16 protein-coding genes are annotated in these 15,807 nt (G+C 67.0%); 7 read left to right on the forward strand and 9 right to left on the reverse strand.

The features are described from left to right. Positions 1-25 precede the first annotated feature (25 nt). From AUR65_RS07235 to fer, 4 genes are all read right to left on the reverse strand, one after another. Complete coding sequence (locus tag AUR65_RS07235) at positions 26-1,534, reverse strand: hypothetical protein (RefSeq protein ID WP_233194329.1); 1,509 nt, start codon at positions 1,532-1,534, stop codon at positions 26-28. 52 nt (positions 1,535-1,586) lie between these two features. Next, positions 1,587-2,345, reverse strand: a complete 759-nt coding sequence (locus AUR65_RS07240) for a cytochrome c biogenesis protein CcdA (protein WP_103429255.1) — start codon at positions 2,343-2,345, stop codon at positions 1,587-1,589. Continuing rightward, positions 2,339-2,935, reverse strand: coding sequence for a TlpA family protein disulfide reductase (locus AUR65_RS07245; protein WP_058566203.1), 597 nt, complete (start codon positions 2,933-2,935; stop codon positions 2,339-2,341). The genes AUR65_RS07240 and AUR65_RS07245 overlap by 7 nt, the downstream gene beginning before the upstream one ends. A 117-nt stretch (positions 2,936-3,052) precedes the next feature. Continuing rightward, positions 3,053-3,817, reverse strand: coding sequence for a ferredoxin Fer (fer, locus tag AUR65_RS07250; protein WP_058566204.1), 765 nt, complete (start codon positions 3,815-3,817; stop codon positions 3,053-3,055). A 149-nt stretch (positions 3,818-3,966) separates the two neighbouring features. Here fer and AUR65_RS07255 point away from each other — a divergent pair, with 149 nt between their 5' ends. Next, complete coding sequence (locus AUR65_RS07255; protein ID WP_058566205.1) at positions 3,967-4,968, forward strand: lysylphosphatidylglycerol synthase domain-containing protein; 1,002 nt, start codon at positions 3,967-3,969, stop codon at positions 4,966-4,968. A 56-nt stretch (positions 4,969-5,024) separates the two neighbouring features. Here AUR65_RS07255 and AUR65_RS07260 read toward each other — a convergent pair whose 3' ends face one another. The 4 genes from AUR65_RS07260 to AUR65_RS07275 form a co-directional block, all read right to left on the reverse strand. Then, the gene (locus tag AUR65_RS07260; RefSeq protein WP_058566206.1) at positions 5,025-5,993 is read right to left on the reverse strand and encodes a DUF7551 domain-containing protein; all 969 of its coding nucleotides are present in this window, start codon (positions 5,991-5,993) and stop codon (positions 5,025-5,027) included. A 204-nt stretch (positions 5,994-6,197) separates the two neighbouring features. Continuing rightward, positions 6,198-7,346 (reverse strand): ABC transporter permease, encoded by a 1,149-nt coding sequence (locus AUR65_RS07265; protein WP_084816389.1) that lies wholly within the window; start codon positions 7,344-7,346, stop codon positions 6,198-6,200. Continuing rightward, positions 7,343-8,020 (reverse strand): ABC transporter ATP-binding protein, encoded by a 678-nt coding sequence (locus tag AUR65_RS07270; protein ID WP_058566207.1) that lies wholly within the window; start codon positions 8,018-8,020, stop codon positions 7,343-7,345. The genes AUR65_RS07265 and AUR65_RS07270 overlap by 4 nt, the downstream gene beginning before the upstream one ends. Continuing rightward, a complete protein-coding gene (locus tag AUR65_RS07275) occupies positions 8,017-9,543 on the reverse strand; it encodes a COG1361 family protein (protein WP_058566208.1) in 1,527 nt (508 codons plus the stop codon). The genes AUR65_RS07270 and AUR65_RS07275 overlap by 4 nt, the downstream gene beginning before the upstream one ends. Positions 9,544-10,131: 588 nt before the next feature. On the opposite strand from AUR65_RS07275, the gene AUR65_RS20505 reads away from it, so the two are divergent. The 3 genes from AUR65_RS20505 to AUR65_RS07290 all read left to right on the forward strand — a co-directional run bounded on the left by AUR65_RS20505 (position 10,132) and on the right by AUR65_RS07290 (position 11,183). Then, on the forward strand, positions 10,132-10,425 hold the full coding sequence (locus AUR65_RS20505; protein ID WP_058566362.1) for an ArsR/SmtB family transcription factor: 294 nt from the start codon (positions 10,132-10,134) through the stop codon (positions 10,423-10,425). Then, positions 10,418-10,834, forward strand: a complete 417-nt coding sequence (locus tag AUR65_RS07285; RefSeq protein WP_058566209.1) for a hypothetical protein — start codon at positions 10,418-10,420, stop codon at positions 10,832-10,834. The genes AUR65_RS20505 and AUR65_RS07285 overlap by 8 nt, the downstream gene beginning before the upstream one ends. 115 nt (positions 10,835-10,949) lie before the next feature. After that, on the forward strand, positions 10,950-11,183 hold the full coding sequence (locus tag AUR65_RS07290) for a DUF7123 family protein (RefSeq protein WP_058566210.1): 234 nt from the start codon (positions 10,950-10,952) through the stop codon (positions 11,181-11,183). A gap of 344 nt (positions 11,184-11,527) precedes the next feature. On the opposite strand, the gene AUR65_RS07295 is transcribed toward AUR65_RS07290, so the two are convergent. Beyond that, a complete protein-coding gene (locus tag AUR65_RS07295; protein ID WP_058566211.1) occupies positions 11,528-12,067 on the reverse strand; it encodes an Lrp/AsnC family transcriptional regulator in 540 nt (179 codons plus the stop codon). 193 nt (positions 12,068-12,260) lie between these two features. Here AUR65_RS07295 and AUR65_RS07300 point away from each other — a divergent pair, with 193 nt between their 5' ends. The 3 genes from AUR65_RS07300 to AUR65_RS07310 all read left to right on the forward strand — a co-directional run bounded on the left by AUR65_RS07300 (position 12,261) and on the right by AUR65_RS07310 (position 15,807). Beyond that, the gene (locus AUR65_RS07300; protein ID WP_058566212.1) at positions 12,261-12,743 is read left to right on the forward strand and encodes a DUF7529 family protein; all 483 of its coding nucleotides are present in this window, start codon (positions 12,261-12,263) and stop codon (positions 12,741-12,743) included. 304 nt (positions 12,744-13,047) lie between these two features. After that, positions 13,048-14,733 (forward strand): ABC transporter substrate-binding protein, encoded by a 1,686-nt coding sequence (locus tag AUR65_RS07305; protein ID WP_058566213.1) that lies wholly within the window; start codon positions 13,048-13,050, stop codon positions 14,731-14,733. Positions 14,734-14,787: 54 nt separating this feature from the next. Next, positions 14,788-15,807 carry an ABC transporter permease gene (locus AUR65_RS07310; RefSeq protein WP_058566214.1) on the forward strand — a complete coding sequence of 340 codons (1,020 nt, stop codon included), beginning with the start codon at positions 14,788-14,790 and terminating at the stop codon, positions 15,805-15,807.

Consider the following 15,807-nt stretch of genomic DNA (forward strand, 5'->3'; position numbering starts at 1 on the left):
ATTCCGCCGGGGGAATCACCACGGGTCAGACTGGCGTCCGGAGCGCCGGCGGCCTGTTGCTGTCGGCCGTCGTCGTCTCCGTTTCCGTCCCGTTTTCGACGCCCTCGACCCAGGCCGGGGGCGTCGCGGTCGTCTCGCCCACGCGGCCGTAGGTCCACTCGAAGCGCACCCAGTAGAACCCCTCATCCGAGACGAGCGCGTAGGTCGCCGTCGCGTCGGCGACGAATCCCCGCTCGTCCACGTGGGCGACGAACTGGTAGTCTTGGACCGGTTCGACGCCGCCGATTGCCGGGCGTTGGCTCCCCTCGATTCGGTAGTACGTGACGTTCCCGTCGGTCACTTTCCCGGTCACGTTCGTCGCCCGCGTGTCGAGGTACTGGCGGACGAGTCCGCGGTTCAACCCGCGCGGTTCGAACTGCACCGGCGGCGCGGTGGCGTTGCCGGCGACTCGGCGGGTCCGCTCGACCCCGTCTTCGGTCTCGGCGACGTACCACGCGTCGCCGTCGTAGTAGACCGTCTCGAGTCTGGTTCGCTCGCGCCCCGATTCGACGCTCTCAGCGATGACGTACCGGTCGCCGGCGACGGCGATGTCGGTGTCGTACTGGGTCCGCGTCGAGTTCGGGTCCGCGCCCTCGGGGCGGTAGATATCGACCCACAGCGTGTAGGACTCCTCGGCCAGTACGCGCTCGTGGGCCGCGCTGAGCGCGGTCAGGTTCTCGATGCCGTCCGGCCCGACGCCCGGGACGCGCTCTAACTCGCCCGGTTCGACGGGTTCGACCGGGCCGGAGCGCTGTCCGTCCCCGAGGCTCGGCACGCCGGTGTTCCGCGTTTCCGCCCCCGAGGCGCTCTCGGTCGCCGCGGTTTCCGACGGTTCCTCCCTCGCCGCGTCGTCGCGCTCGGGTGTGGCTGCCGGCGGCCCCGACTCACCGGCCCCGCCCGTCCCGACGCCGGCGGACTGCATCGCCCCGTCGAGCGGGGACGGAACGAGGTCGAGCGCGACGGCCGCCCCGCTTACGACGGCGACGACGACGATGAGCGCCGCGAGTCCGCGGGCGGCGTCGCGGCCGGACCCGGCGACCTGGTCGCCGAACCGTCGGGCTCCCCGCCGGGCGCGCATCCGAAACGGTGGACGGAGGTCGTCCAGCGGCGCGCCGAACTGACGGCGACAGACCGCGTCGGCGTCCGGCCGGTCGAGGGCGTACAGGAGCGCCTCGGCGATGTCGTCGCTGGTGAGATGTCTCACAGGGGGCGCGTCAGCGTCCGCGCCCATCTCTCGTTCGGCCGTCGCCGACGCTTCCGACCGACGGCCGGTGACGGGGCGAAGCCATACCGACCGGCCGCGGCGCTCGGCGCGGACGGCCCCCGCCTCGACGCGCGTCTCGAAGCCGCGGGCGGCCCAGAGGTCGGCGACGACGGCCAGCCGCGCCCGTGCCGAGAGGCGTTCGAGACGGGCGGCGACGACCGTCCGGTATCGGTCGGCTCGCTGGTCGGGGTTCATCTGGTACTTCCCTAGAAGGAGGGGACCGACGGGCATAGGCGCTTCTGCGAGTCCGGCGGTCGCGACGGTCTGCTTGCGGGGGGTCGGCTCAGACGACCGCGTCGAGGAGCGATTCGAGGGCCGGGGCGACGCCGAGCACGTCGAAGACGACGAGCAGGTAGTAGGCGCTGACGACCAGCATGACCGCGCCGGTGACGCGGTTGATGGCGGTCGTGTGGCGGGCGAACCACCGGGTCGCCCGTCGGCTGTACCGCTCCGAGACGAGGGCGAAGACGAGGAGCGGCGCGCCGATGCCGAGGCCGAACGCGAGGAATCCGAGGAGGCTCTCGGCGGCGGTGTCGAACAGCACGGGGACGCGCGCGAAGAACAGGGCGATGAAACCGGGGTTGCAGGGGAGGACGATTGCGCCGAAGAAAAAGCCGTAGGCGAACGCCGACAGCGCCGGGTGACGCGTCTCCGGCGGCTCGATAATGGGGAGTCGCGCGAACACCTTCGCGTCGAAGAGGAGCGCGAGGCTCACGACGAAGAGCACGACGAAGGCCGCGGGCGAGACCACCTCGACGACCGCCGTGAGCGACACTTCGAGGAGGAGCGAGAACACGACGCCGACGACGAGCATGAACGACACCGCGCCGGCGGTGACGAGGCCGCCGAGGACGGCTATCGGGAGGCCGCCGTCGCCGGTCGAATCATCGGATGACGGCGACTCCCCGCTCGCCCGCGAACTCTGTCGCGCGAGATACGCGAGGAAGCCGGGGTACAGCGGGAGGGCGCAGGCTGCGGTGAGCGGGGTGCCGACGCCGAGGACGAACAGTTCGAACAGCCGCGGCGCGAGGTCGGTCAGCACTCGCCGACCCGCTCGCGGAGGAACGCGGTCGTCTTGTGGCCGTCTTTGAGCCGCGTCGCGCTCCCACCGGGACAGACCCGGACCATCGGCACCACCGGCGCGCTCGCCATCGACGAGCCGAACTCGGCGGTGAGACTCCTCGTGACCGGTTCGGGCGAGACGGCGTAGCGCCAGTCGAAGCCGTGGTCCGCCGCGTGCGTCCTGACCTTCTCGGCGTCCTCGTTGGGGTCGATGTCGAGCGCGACCGTCAGCACGTCGTCGCCGACGGCCTCGTGGAACTCGATTAGCTCGCGCTGTTGGCGCAGGCAGTTCGAACACCACACCGCGAACGTCTCCAGGAGAATCGGTCGGTCGAGGAGCCCCTCGATACTGAACGTCTCGCCGGTTCGCACGTCGGTGAGTTCGGCCGTCCGCCACGCGCCGTCGCCGGCCGCCGCGCCGGTCGTCTCGCCTCCGGTCGTCGTGTCACCGCCGGCATCGACACGTCCGCCGCCGCTCCCGCCGAGGCATCCCGCCAGCCCGACCGTCCCCGCCCCAGCGCCCGCGCCCGCGAGCCGAAGGAAGTCTCTCCGCGTCGGCGTTCCTTTCATATCGTTGTAGGGTCGCTATCGAAGCTTAATTCGGCCGCGTTGGGGCGCGAGTGACGCACAACCCCTGTTGTGGGTTGAGAGGGTCGGCCGTCGGGTAAGCCGGCTGTCGCGCCCTGTTCAGTCGCCCGTACTCATCTTCCGGGCGTGCTGCGGGGGCAGCCGAAGTTCGTCGAGTCCGGGGAGGTGTTCGATGTTGTAGACGACTTTCAGGTCGTCGGTCACCGGGAGGCTGATACACGACAGCCGGACGCCCTGTTCCAGCATCTCCTCCGAGAGGATGTGGTTCGAGGGCATCTTCACGTCGCCTTCGACGACCGCCACGGCGCAGTTCGCGCAGGCACCGCCGCGGCAGGCGAAGGGCCAACTGTGGCCCGCGTCCTCGGCGGCCTTCAGGAGGTTGGTCCGCGGCTCGACGAACACCTCGCCGTAGGCGTCGCCGTCGAGGCCGCTCTCGGCGGCCTTCTCGAAGAGGTCGTCGTCGGTGAGCGACCAGCCGCGCTCCGTGAGCACGTCGTAGTCGAGGAACTCGACTCGCGCCCCCCGCCGTTCGGCCTCGGGCTCTGAGTCGGGACCGGCACCGGAACTCGCGCCGCCGGTCCCGTTTTCGGTCCGTCCGTTTCGGGCGGCCCCGGCGTCGTGTTGTCCGTTTCGGCTCGTCCCCTCGTCGGCCGGACGACGGCTGTCCGTCTCGACGGGTTCGAGTTCGTCGCCGGGCTCGTAGCCGGCGCGAATCGCCTCGTAGGCCGTCCGAACCGCCTGAAATTCTTCGGCCGACCCGCCGTGGTCCGGGTGGGCCGACTTCACCCGCCGACGGTACGCGTCGACGAGTTCGTCCTCGTCTGCGTCCGGGTCGATGCCGAGCGTCTCGAACGGGGAGTCCACATCGGGGCTAGTAGGAACTCGCGAGCATAAATCCACGGCCACCGGCCGTCTCGTCGTGGTTTAGTCCTCGAATACGGGGGTCGGTCGCCCCGGACCGGACGCGGCCGCGAGCCGCGGCGGTTTTGTAGCGGGCCTCGTTTGCTTCGGGTGTGAGACGCGGGGTTCGGTTCGTCGTCGGCGCGGGACTCGGCATCGGAGCGCTCGCGGCGTACCTCTGGTACGTCGGTCCGGAAGAGGTCGGCTCGCGCGTCGCGGCCGTCGCCCCGTGGGCCGTCGGCGTCGTCTGCGTTCTGATGCTCGCCGAGGCGACCGTCGACGGCCTCGGCGTCTGGGCGTCGGTACGTCCCCTCCGGGGCGGGCTCTCGCCGCGGGCGAGCGTCCAGTTCGCGTTCGCCGGCGACTTCTTCGACGTGCTCAGCCCCGCCGGCCCGGTGAGTTCAGAGCCCATCATGGCGCAGTTCTTCGGCGTCGCGACCGAGACGAGCTACAGCGAGGCCCTCGGCGTCCGCGGCGTCGCCAAGTACGTCAAATCCGCGGCGCAACTCCTCCTGTCGGTCGCCATCGTCGGCGTCCTCTTTCTCGACGCGCCGACACCGCGGTTCGTCCTCGTGACGCTTGCTGGCGCGGTCGTCGCGCTGTTGGCCGTCGGTGCCGCGCTCCTCTGGGCGCGAGACGCGCTCTCGGCGGTCGTCGTCGCTGTCTTGGCCCCCGTCGTCCGCGTCGTCACCGGGGTCACCCGCGAGACGCCGCTCGGCCGCGACGCCGTCGCCGACGCGGTCGAACGGTTCTGGGAGCGCGTCGTCCACTTCCGAGACGCGCCGGAACTCCTCGGCGTCATCGCGCTCAGCGGCGTCTTCGAGCAACTGCTCACGTCGCTCGCGCTCTGGGTCGCACTCGCGGGCACCGGAACGACGGTGGCGTTTCTCCCGATTGTCGCCGTCATCCCGCTCCCGCAGGCGGCGAGCGTCGTCCCCGTTCCGGGGAGTCTCGGCGCGTACGACGTGCTTCTCGCGGGCGCGCTCAGTCTCACGACCGGCGCGCCGGCCGCGGGGGCGGTCGCGGCGGTGCTCGTCGTGCGGACGTTCGAACTCCTCGTGTCGCTCGGCTGTGGCGGCGTCGCAACCGGGTTCCTGCGCGGCTTCCGTGCCTGAGACGGAGTCGAAAGCGCGTCCGCCGCGTCGGCGCGAGGGGACGGGAGGAAGAACAGTCAGTCGGCGGCGCGCTCGTGAATCGGGACGCTCGCCAGCCCGACCGCGTTGGACTTCGAGGAGACCGAGAGCGTCGCGTGCCAGCCCTCCTCGGCCGGCGTGACGTGCAGGGAGACGGGCTTCCACGACTCCGCCCGGCGGTAGAGGTCGAGGACGACCGGTAACACCGGGAGCCGCCCCTCGCGCGCCGAGAGCGCGTAGCCTTCGAGGGTCAGCTCCGCTGACCTCGTGCTGGCGTCCGGGCCGGGCCGCCACGGCGAGCAGGTGTACGACCCGACGAGGTCGAGCCGTTCCATCTCCGCCAGCGTCGCCCCCAGCGCGCCCGCCGAGTCGGGCCGCGACGCGAGGTGTGAGGCGGCGCGTTCGAGCACGTCAGCCTGCTCGGCCGACGTGAGGTGGACGTGGAGCGCGGTCGCCATGCTCTCCAACAGGCGCAGACAGAGGTCGTCCGCGCTGGACATGGTCTCCGCGAGGTCGAAGTACGAGTCCATCACCGCCGTCTCGACCGCCCGGTGGTCTGCGTCCACGAGCGCCTCGAACACCGCCGCCGCGACCCGGTGACAGAACTCGACCCGCTCGGAGCGCTCCCCGCCGTCGCCGCACTCGGGTCCGCCGTCCGCGTCGGCTCCGAGGTCGAGGTCGCTGGGTGGTTCGGGGAGGCCGGGCGTCGCCCCGGCGGTCGCCCAGCCGTCGGCGGTCGCGTTCGCGCCGCCGATGCCCGGTCCGTCGTCGTACTCCGAGACGATGAGGTCGTAGTACGGGACCTTCGGGTCGTACCGCCTGAGGGCGGACCGATACTGCCTCGCCGCGCGGGCGGCGGTCTCCGCCGTCGAACGGTCCGGGAACCGGAGCCCGTCCACCGGGACCGGTCGCTCTCCGGTCCGTCCGCAGACGAGTTCGTACGTCCCGTCGTCGCTCGCGAGCGATTCGATGCGCGTCCGAATCTGGGTAAGTGTCGTGCCGACCATGGTGTCTCTGTCTACTGGTTCGCGGGCCGTCGCCGACGCCGCGGTCCGTGCGTCGTTCGCTCGACAGATTGTTTAGGTCGGCCTAAAACGTGTTGGTTCAGGCGGTCGGACCGGGTGCCGGGGCGGACCGGTCGGTCTCGGGAGGCTGTCCGCTCGTACTGAATTGGTGCGCGGAAAACAGAACCCGGCGGCGAAATTTCGGCGTCAGCCTCTGAGAGCGTCGACCGGGCGGTCGTTCGCGGCCTTCCACGCGGGGTAGATGCCGCTCAGGACGCTCGCCACGACGGCGAATCCGAACCCGTAGACGAGGTACTGCGAGCTACTCCAGTCGAGCGCGGCCAGCGGGTCGCCGGTGAGCGTGTTGAATATCACCAGCCCCGCGGCGAGCGACGCGACCGCGCCGACGAGGCCGCCGAGCGCCCCCATGAGCGTCGCTTCGGTCAGAATCATCCGCAACACCTCGATGCGGCGGATTCCGACCGCGCGGAGGACGCCGATTTCGCCGCGGCGTTCGACCGTGCTCATCAACATCACGTTGAGGATGGCGACGCTCGCCACGACGAGCGAGATGCCGCCTATCGCCAGCAGGGCCGTCGACAGCGTGTCGAGGAACCCGCCGACCTGCTGGGCGTTGCCCGCCGTTCGGATGCTCACCTCCTCCTCTTCGTCGGTGTTGAAGTAGTCGTCGAGGGTGGTCCCGATTTCCTCGGCTTCGGTGCCGTCGGCGGCGACGATAGTCACCGTGTCGTAGTACTGCTGGTCGGACAGCGCCGACAGCGGCAAGACGAGTTCGCCGCCGCCGCCGGGACCGAACGACGACCCCGACTCCTCGATGAAGCCCTCGACTCTGTACAGTCTTCCGTCGTACTCGACGGGGTCGCCCAGCTCCAAGCCGAGCGTCTGGGCCGTGTCGTTGCTGATGAGCGCGCCCGACTGGAGGCGAGTGGGCGCGTCGCCAGACGTGAGGTTGTACAGCGCGGCCGCGTTCGTCACCCCCGTGACGCTCATCCGCGCCTCCTGTCCGTTTCTCGTCGTCAGCGTCGTCGAGTTCGTCTTCTGGGGGACCACCGCCGCGTCGCCCGCGAGGTTCTCCATCATCTCGACTTGGTCGGGGGTCACGCCGTCGGTGGCGCTGTCCTGTCCCGACGAGAGCGTCACCTCGTTCCCGATGTCGCCGAGTTGGGAGTTCGCCTGCTGTTGGAGCGCCACCGTCGCCATCCCGAGCGAGCAGATGGAGACGACGCCGATGACGATGCCGAGCGCCGCCAGCGCGGTTCTGAGCTTGTTGCGGCCGAGGTTGCGCCACGCCATGAGCGCGCTCGGGTACCGCCACAGGTAGCTGGCGACGCTCACGGTCGGCTCACCTCTCGAATGACACCGTCGACGATGCGGACGGTGGTGTCGGTGTAGTCGAGCATCTGGTCGTCGTGGGTGACCGCGACGATGGCGACGTTCTCGTCTTCCTTCAGTCGCGTCAGCTCTTCGAGAATCGTCTTCCCGGTGTCCTGGTCGAGGTTCCCCGTCGGCTCGTCGGCCAAGAGGATGTCCGGCTCGTTGATGAGCGACCGCGCGACCGCGACGCGCTGTTGCTGGCCGCCGGAGAGCTGTCCGGGCGTGTGGTCGAGTCGGTCGCCGAGCCCGACCCGTTCGAGGAGGTCGACTGCGCGGTCGTGCCTGTCTACCGAGGTGTCCCACATCGAGGGGAGTTCGACGTTCTCGACCGCCGTCAGCATCGGGAGCAGGTGGAAGTCCTGAAACACGAACCCGATTCCCGTCCGGCGCTCTTCCGTGAGTTCGTCCTCGCTGAAGTCGGTCACTTCGCGGGCATCGAGGCGGACGTGGCCCTCGGTGGGGGTGTCGAGCAGTCCAATCATGTTGAGCATGGTACTCTTGCCCGAACCCGAAGGGCCGATGACGGTGACCATCTCGCCGCGGTCGGCGCGGAAGTCCACGCTCTTGAGCGCCTCGATGGTCTCCGTTCCGCTCTGATAGCGCTTGACGACGTCCTCGAGTTCGATGACGCTCATGACTGTTGACGCCATCGGTAGACGCCGAACCCCACGGCGCCGATTCCCACGACGCCGAGCGCCATCGGAAGTGCGGAGAGGATGCCGCCGGAGTCGGAGCTCTGACCGGGCGGTCCGCCGGCACCGGCCGCGGCCTGCGCATCGCCCCCGTCCGCGCTCGCACTCGCGGCCGCGGCGCTCGTGCCGCCGACATCGACGTCGACGACCTGTTCGAAGCGCTCGCCGTCGACCGAGTAGCTAATCAAAACGGGGACGCGCTCGACCGAGCCGTTCCCGCTCGCGGTCGCGGTCAGTTCGAACGTCGAGAACTCGCTCGTCTCGATGGTCCCGACGAAGTACTCGCCGTTCGAGGAACTGGGCGAGACCCCGTCGGACTCGGCGACGCTGATGAAGACCGAGTCGGCGTCGGCGCTCCCGAGATTCGCGGCCTCGCCGCTCAGCGTGACGGTCGACCCCTGTACTGTGGCTTCGACGCCGGTCAGCGTGATGTTCGAGGACTCCTGTGGGTTGTACTCGAACGTCCGTTCCGTCGTGTGCTGTTCGCCCGCGGCGGTGTACCGCGCGACGACCGTCACGGTCCCCGAGGGGACGTCCGTCCCGTCGAGCGCGACCGTTCGAGTCTCCTCGGCCGGCACGTCGGCCATGATGCCTCGGGCCACCGTCTCGCCGTCGACGACGGCGCTGAGTTGCACGTCGCGGAGTTCGACGTTGCCGTACTCCGTGAGCGACGCCTCGATGACGGACGACCCGTTCGCCGTCGTCGTCCTCGCGGTCAGTTCGGCGTCCACGTTCGACTCGTCGACGTCGACCGTCACGTTCCGGCTTATCGTCCGCGTCACGCCCTCGTCGGTCTTGTACGTCAGCGTCGCCCCGAGCGTCTGCTCGCCGGTCTCGTCGAAGGTGACCTGATACGTGTTCGTCACCTGCTCGCCGGACTGAATCGACGCGCTCACGCGCTCTGCGTTCTCGACGGCGGCGTCGCCGCCCAGTTCGAGTTTGACGTTCGAGAGCGCGCCGTCGTCGCCGTTCGAGACGGACACGTTGACCGAACTCTCCTGTCCCGCCACGAGGTCGGGCGTCGAGAAGGAAATCGCGGCCTCGTCGGGTTCGTCGACGTCAACGTACAGCGGGTAGTTGAGGCGGTGGTACGTCCCGTCGGAGTCCTGTGCGACGACGTGGACGGTCAGGCGCTTCTCGCCGGCGTCGGCGATGTTCATCGTCAGCGGGACGGAGATGGTCCCGCCCGACGAGACCGACCCGACGTCTTCGACGCGCGCGTACTCCTTCGACCCGCTCGAATCGCGGACGTACACGTCCGTGATATCGACCGGCCCAGAACTGCTCTCCAAGTTGGCTATCGTCGTCGTCACGGTGAACGACTCGCCCGGTGCGGGCTGGTCGACCGACGTGTTCGCCGACTGAATCGCGATGTCGGTCTGTGCGGCGCTCGCGATGCCCGCCGCGGAGCCGACCGAGGTGACCACGAGCAGTCCGACCAGGAAGGCGCTGACCCGTCTGCTCATCGCGTGCCCTCCGTCTGCGTCTGCCGACGTTCACGCGTCGCCGTCGACGCGACGCGCGGGACCACCGCGTCCCTGCGACACCTGACTGCGCTGTCCGTTCGAGCGTGTCTTCGCATGTTCACGGTCGGAGGGCTGTCTGCCACCGATTTATTCTATTGCCGACATTCCCCGAAAATCACTCACACGTTAGGCCCAAATTCGGGACAACCGCGGGGGCGTTCGATTTCGCCCCACGACTCGGGTCATGGAGTCCTCGACTATCGTTCGTGAACGTGTTCGTCTCCGAATTCTGTCCGTTCGGCTGCACCCGAATCCAACACGCACGAATCCGAATTTGGGTCTAACTTGTGCCTCTCTCGGGGGCAACTCTGCGTCGAGTTCGGCGAATCATTATCCGCCGTAGCGTGGGTGTATTCGATAGATGACGCACTCGATGAACTGCGAGACGAACACGCCCTCGACGACCGGCCGCGGGACGACCGCGACGGTCGCGCGACGATGACGAACCACGCCACGAGAACGCAGGCGCTCCAGCAGACGACGACAGATGCACGTCACGAACACCGGCGGAGCAGAACGGGAGCGCAGATGAGGCAGTTGCTGTGGTGGCTCGTCGGCGGGACCCGCGGCGGGAAGAACCGTCTCAGAATCATCCGCGCGCTGAACGAGCGCCCGATGAACACGAACCAGCTCTCGAACGAACTCGACTTGAACTACAAGACCGTCCAGCACCACCTAGAGATGCTCACGGAGAACGGCGTCCTCACCACCAGCGGCGAGGAGTACGGCAAACTGTTCTTCTTGACGCCCAAGATGGACGACAACCTCGACCTCCTCGACGATATCGCGGAACAGACCGACATCGAGGACGAGGATGCATGAGACCGCGGCGCTCCGCCGGACCGTCGGGTACACCGTAGTCGCGGTCGCCGCCTCGCTGGGCGTCGTGTTCTCGCTCCCCGACGCGGGGGTTCCGGCGTTCGTCGACCCGCGGACCCCGCTTTTCGGCGCGCTCGTGCAGGCGAAGCTATTCTTCTCGACGTTCACGACGCTCTTACTGGTCGTCCTGCTCGCGACGTACGGCCGCGTCTACCGCGAGTTCCCGAACCGGTTCACGCTGAGTCTCATCCTCTTTACCGTCGCGCTGTTGTTGCACGCGGTCACGTCGAACCCGTTTCTCCCGCTGTTGTTGGGGTTCGGCCGCGGCGTCGAACTCGGCCCCTTCACGTACCTCCCGGACCTCTTTACGAGCGTCGCGGTGGTCATCCTCCTGTACCAGAGCCACAGGTAGGGGTCGCCCCCCGCGATTGGGCCGTCCGAACTCGGTGAGAGTTGTGCCTCATCTGGCCCCGAATTGGTCGTAAGTTCGGAAATCGAATTTCACCTCGCGGCTCGCACCCCGAACTATGAGTTCCGGTAGTGCCCCGTCCAAGCGAGACCGACTCGAACAGTACCTCTCGGCGCGCGCCTCGGAGGGCGCGTTCTACTTCAAGAGCAGGCACATCGCCGACGAGGTGGGGCTCTCGCCGAAGGAGATCGGGTCGCTCGTCGGGACGCTCCAGCGCGAGGCAGAGGCCGTCCGCATCTCCCAGTGGGGGTACACCCGCGGCACCACGTGGTACGTCGAGCGCGCCGACTGAACCGGGGAACGACTCGACCGACTGTTCGCAAAAGAAACCGTTGGTGGGGTTCCGACCCGGGGCAGGGGCAACTGGGTCCGAGGGGAGCGTTGCGTCGGGCCGGAGGGGGAGGGAACCGGTGACCGTCCGCCCGCCGAAACGGGCTGGTTGGTGTTCGGCGGGCGCGACGCGCCACCGACGGCGCTCGTCACGGGGGAGGGAGGGGGTGCCTCTGTCTCCCCGTCTGTCGAGTCGGCGGACGAGGGAATAGCGGTTTTCCGAACTTCGGGACAACACCGACCGAACTCCCGCCGAACTCCGTTCGGATTACACCCAATTCTCGCTCGTGGCGACCCGCGACTCGGTCACGACGCGTCGGGGGCCTCTTCGCCCGGCCTGTAGAACGTCCGGTGGAACATCTTGTACGAGTCGGTGATGGGGACGATGGTGTAGGTGTCGACCACGTCGCTGTCCTGCAGGAGTTCGCGGACGTAGCTGTTGATGCTGCTCAGAGAAGACTGCCAGACGCGAATCAGCAGGTCGTACTCGCCGATGCACTCGGCGACCTCGTAGACCAGCCCCTCGTCGAGGAGTCGCTCGATGAACGCCGTGATTTCGTCGTTCGTAGCGCCCTTGCCGTACGAGATGTGGACCTCCGCGTAGGGGTAGTTGGCCGCCCGAAAGACCAACAGCGCGAAGATTTCGAGGATGCCGTCCTCTTGGAGCATCTTGCGCCGCCGCCGCGCGGCCGTCCGCGAGAGCCCGACGCGGTCGGCCAGCTCCGTGTCCGAGATCCGCCCGTCTTTGTTCAGCTCGCGGAAGATGAGGACGTCCTTTTTGTCCATCCGGTCTTCGAGAAGCTCGACAACCCGCGGGTCCTCCATCCACTCCTGCGAATCGGGCATTGCTATTCTCACGGTTATATCGCTTAGCTTCATATATATGAATGTTTCTTCAAAATCTCCGAATCGGATACAATAGATGAACGAATCGTTTACTCGGGTCGAAGCAATGGACGACCGAAATCGCAGGCCGTCGGGGGAACGCGCGTTTCGCCCCCCCAAACACTTTTACTCCGCGTTCACGGAGGGTGTCGTCATGGTACGCGGAAAAATCAACCGAACGAACAAGGCCCTCGCCGATTGGGCTGATATCCTCACCGAGATCGACGAGGTTTCGGCGGAACTCGAAGATTCCGGCTGGGAGACGCTCGTTCTTCATCCGGGGGACGTCTCCACCACGGACGCGGCGGCGGCCGCCGACTCCGGGTTCCGGCTCCTCGTTCCGGATTCCGAACTCGAAGCGCTCGAATCGACCGTCTCGGGCCCTGATTCGGCGTTTGACCAGTTCGAGGTCTACCGCGCCCGAGACACGAACGTTCGAATCTTCGTCGTCGTCGTGAAATCCGAGAAAACGATGGAAGCGGTCCTCTACCCCGTGTTTTACGACCCCGGAACCGACCACTCGTTCGTCGAAACGCTGCGGACCGAGCCCGAGATTCGGACGACGGTGAGCGACCTGGGGGACACCCGTCGTTGCTCGTTCCGACACACCGAACCCGCCCTGTTTCTCCCGCAGTAACTGCTCGCGGGGTCGCTGATACCGCCTCGTTTTCGACCGCGCTCGACCCGACATCTCCGAGATTACTGGGTCGATTTCTGTCCACTAATACCACTATTAGATGTGTATATCTAGTCTCTATCAGATGAGACAAATTCGAATGGGCACCTATCTCTGTCTGCGGGTCGTATTCGTCCATATCCGTGGGTTCTCGGTTCTCTCTATAATTATTACAGGACTAAAATTAGATGAATCAACTTCTTTCGTCGACGATATGTTTAATCACTAGGAAAGCTTTATACGAATGGGGTATCCACAACCGTCTATGCCAACCGGCAACATAGAACGCAGAAAACTGCTGAAGCTCATCGGTGCGGGAGCGACGAGCGTCGCCCTCGCAGGCTGTCAGGGAGCCCAGCAGACCGAGACCACCGACGAGAGTTCCGGGAGCGACTCGACTACGACCGACCAGACGAGCGACGGCGGAAGCGGTGGGGGCAGCAACGACTTCCACTTCATCGCCGGACAGGTCTTCGGGACGCTCGACCCCGCAGAGCAGGTCGACTACACGCAGGGGCTCGCGGCGCAGAACCTCTACGACGAACTCATCACGGTCGACGCCGAGACGCTCCAGCCGACCGCGCACATCGCCGAGAGCTGGGACACCGAAGACGAGGGGCAGACGTGGGTGTTCACCCTCCGCGACGACGTGACGTTCTCCGACGGCACGCCGCTGACCGCCGACGACGTGGCGTACTCGCTCACCCGGATGCTAGAACTCCAGCGCGGCTACTCGTCATTCTGGCTCGACTACCTCGACCCCTCGAACATCACCGTCCGCGACGAGCAGACGGTCGCCTTCGAGTTCAATCAGGCGTACGGGCCGGCGCTGGCGACGTTCGTCCAGTTCTACATCGTCAACAGCACCGTCGTCCAGGAGAACGAGCAGGACGGCGACTACGGGAACACCTATCTCCAGAGCAACTCCGCCGGGTCGGGCGCGTACGTCCTCGACAGCTGGGAGCAGGGCAACTCCATCGAGGCGACCGCCTACGAGGACTACTGGAAGGGCTGGAGCGAGGATAGCTTCGACACGTTCCGCTCGACGGTCATCACCGAGGAGTCCACCATCAAGACGACGATGCAGCAGGGCGAAGGCGACATGACCGACCAGTACATGGGCACGCAGGCGTACGCGGAGATGGACTCGTACTCCAACGTCCGCGTCCCCGAGGTGCCGCAGCTGCAACTGTTCCACTTCCCGCTGAACTGCCAGAAGGCACCGACCGACGACATCAACGTCCGGAAGGCCATCGCCTACGCCTTCGACTACGACAGCGCCGTCAACGACATCATCGGCGGCGGCGGCGTCGCGGCCGGGCCGGTCCCCCGCGAGATGGCGGGCCACAACGACGACCTCGTCCCGATGGAACAGGACCTCGACAGAGCCAAGGAGTTCCTCGACAGGGCGGACTACTCCGTCGAGGAAATCAACGAAATCGGCCTCGAACACGTCGTCGTCGCCGGCACCGAACTCCAGCGCCAGATGGGGCTTCTCAACCAGGCCGGGCTGAACGAACTCGGCATCGACCTCGAAATCAACCCGCTGCAGTGGGCCCGCCTCACCGACCGCGCGACGAGCGCCGAGTCGACCGCTCACATGACGAACATCTTCCACACGGCGAAGATGCCGTCGCCGGACAGCCACACCTACCTGATGTACCACCCCTCCTCGTTCGGGTCGTACATCTCCCAGTCGTGGTACTCCACCGACGAAATCGCGGCCACCCTCGAAGAGGCGCGCCAGACCTCCGACCTCCAGTCGCGGCTGGAGAAGTACGAGGAGGCGCAGGCGCTCATCGTCGAGGGCATGCCCAGCGTCTACATCGCCAACCCGCCGTACCGCATCGGCATCAACGAGAACGTCGAGGGCTGGCAGTACCGCGGCGTGATGTCGTTCGACTGGGACGTTCACTCGATGACTCGCAGCGGCGAGGGTCGCGCGGAGTAACCGTCTCCAGGCGGTTTCCGACGCCCCGATTCGGGTCGTCGATCTAACTCACCAATGTCATACGTAGATTACCTCGTTCGGCGCGCCATCCACTCGGTCCCCGTCATCTTCGGGCTGTCAGTGCTCATCTTCCTGATATCCCGCGTGATTCCGGGCGACCCCGTTCGGTTGGCGCTCGGACCGGAAGCAACTGACCAGCAAGTCGCGGCACTCCGGGCCGAGATGGGCCTCGACCAGCCGCTGCCGATGCAGTACGCCGACTGGCTGTTCGGCGTCGTGCAGGGCGACTGGGGAATGTCGCTTCGGACGAACAACAACGTCTTTTCCGACATCGTCGCCCGCCTGCCCGCGACGCTCGAACTGACCGTCGTGACGCTGTTTTTCGCCGTGTTACTGGCGATTCCGTTCGGCGTCGTCGCCGGGACCAACAAGGACCGCTGGCAGGACCACCTCTCGCGCATCACCGCCCTGTTCGGCGTGTCGATGCCGCGGTTTTGGGTCGCTATCGTCCTCCAAATCGTCTTCGTCGTCAGCCTCGGGCTGTTGCCCCTCTCGGGGCGGCTCAGCGACGGCGTGGCACCTCCGCCGGCGGTCACGCGCCTGTACCTGGTCGACAGCCTTATCGCCGGCCAGTTCGGGACGTTCCTCGACGCGGCCACGCACCTCCTGTTGCCGACCGTCGCGCTCGGCCTCGCCACGCTGGCGCAGGTGATGCGGCTCATCCGCTCGGACATGATTGACGAGCAGCGCAAGGACTACGTCCTCGCCGCGCGGGCCTACGGCCTTCCGAACACCCTCATCGAATACAAGTACATGCTGCAAAACGCCTTTACGAGTTCACTCACGGTGGTCGGTCTCGCCTTCGGATTCCTCCTCGGGAACGCGTTCCTCGTGGAGATCGTCTTCGCGTGGCCGGGGATGGCGCGCTACGGCGTCCAAGCCATCCTCTATCAGGACTTCAACGCCATCGTCGGCGTCACCATCGTGGTCGGCATCGGCTTCGTGACCGCCAACTTCGTGGTCGACCTGCTGTACGGCTACCTCGACCCGCGGGTGCGGCTGGAGGAGGGATAA

The sequence above is a fragment of the Haloferax marisrubri genome (assembly GCF_001469875.2).
GTDB lineage: Archaea > Halobacteriota > Halobacteria > Halobacteriales > Haloferacaceae > Haloferax > Haloferax marisrubri.

What these genes read in the sequence shown, in the direction of transcription:
- AUR65_RS07235 (WP_233194329.1), bottom strand. Translation starts at nt 1,534, where the DNA reads ATGCCCGTCGGTCCCCTCCTTCTAGGGAAGTACCAGATGAACCCCGAC.
- AUR65_RS07245 (WP_058566203.1), bottom strand. Translation starts at nt 2,935, where the DNA reads ATGAAAGGAACGCCGACGCGGAGAGACTTCCTTCGGCTCGCGGGCGCG.
- AUR65_RS07260 (WP_058566206.1), bottom strand. Translation starts at nt 5,993, where the DNA reads ATGGTCGGCACGACACTTACCCAGATTCGGACGCGCATCGAATCGCTC.
- AUR65_RS07270 (WP_058566207.1), bottom strand. Translation starts at nt 8,020, where the DNA reads ATGAGCGTCATCGAACTCGAGGACGTCGTCAAGCGCTATCAGAGCGGA.
- AUR65_RS07275 (WP_058566208.1), bottom strand. Translation starts at nt 9,543, where the DNA reads ATGAGCAGACGGGTCAGCGCCTTCCTGGTCGGACTGCTCGTGGTCACC.
- AUR65_RS20505 (WP_058566362.1), top strand. Translation starts at nt 10,132, where the DNA reads ATGAGGCAGTTGCTGTGGTGGCTCGTCGGCGGGACCCGCGGCGGGAAG.
- AUR65_RS07285 (WP_058566209.1), top strand. Translation starts at nt 10,418, where the DNA reads ATGCATGAGACCGCGGCGCTCCGCCGGACCGTCGGGTACACCGTAGTC.
- AUR65_RS07290 (WP_058566210.1), top strand. Translation starts at nt 10,950, where the DNA reads ATGAGTTCCGGTAGTGCCCCGTCCAAGCGAGACCGACTCGAACAGTAC.
- AUR65_RS07295 (WP_058566211.1), bottom strand. Translation starts at nt 12,067, where the DNA reads ATGCCCGATTCGCAGGAGTGGATGGAGGACCCGCGGGTTGTCGAGCTT.
- AUR65_RS07300 (WP_058566212.1), top strand. Translation starts at nt 12,261, where the DNA reads ATGGTACGCGGAAAAATCAACCGAACGAACAAGGCCCTCGCCGATTGG.
- AUR65_RS07305 (WP_058566213.1), top strand. Translation starts at nt 13,048, where the DNA reads ATGCCAACCGGCAACATAGAACGCAGAAAACTGCTGAAGCTCATCGGT.
- AUR65_RS07310 (WP_058566214.1), top strand. Translation starts at nt 14,788, where the DNA reads ATGTCATACGTAGATTACCTCGTTCGGCGCGCCATCCACTCGGTCCCC.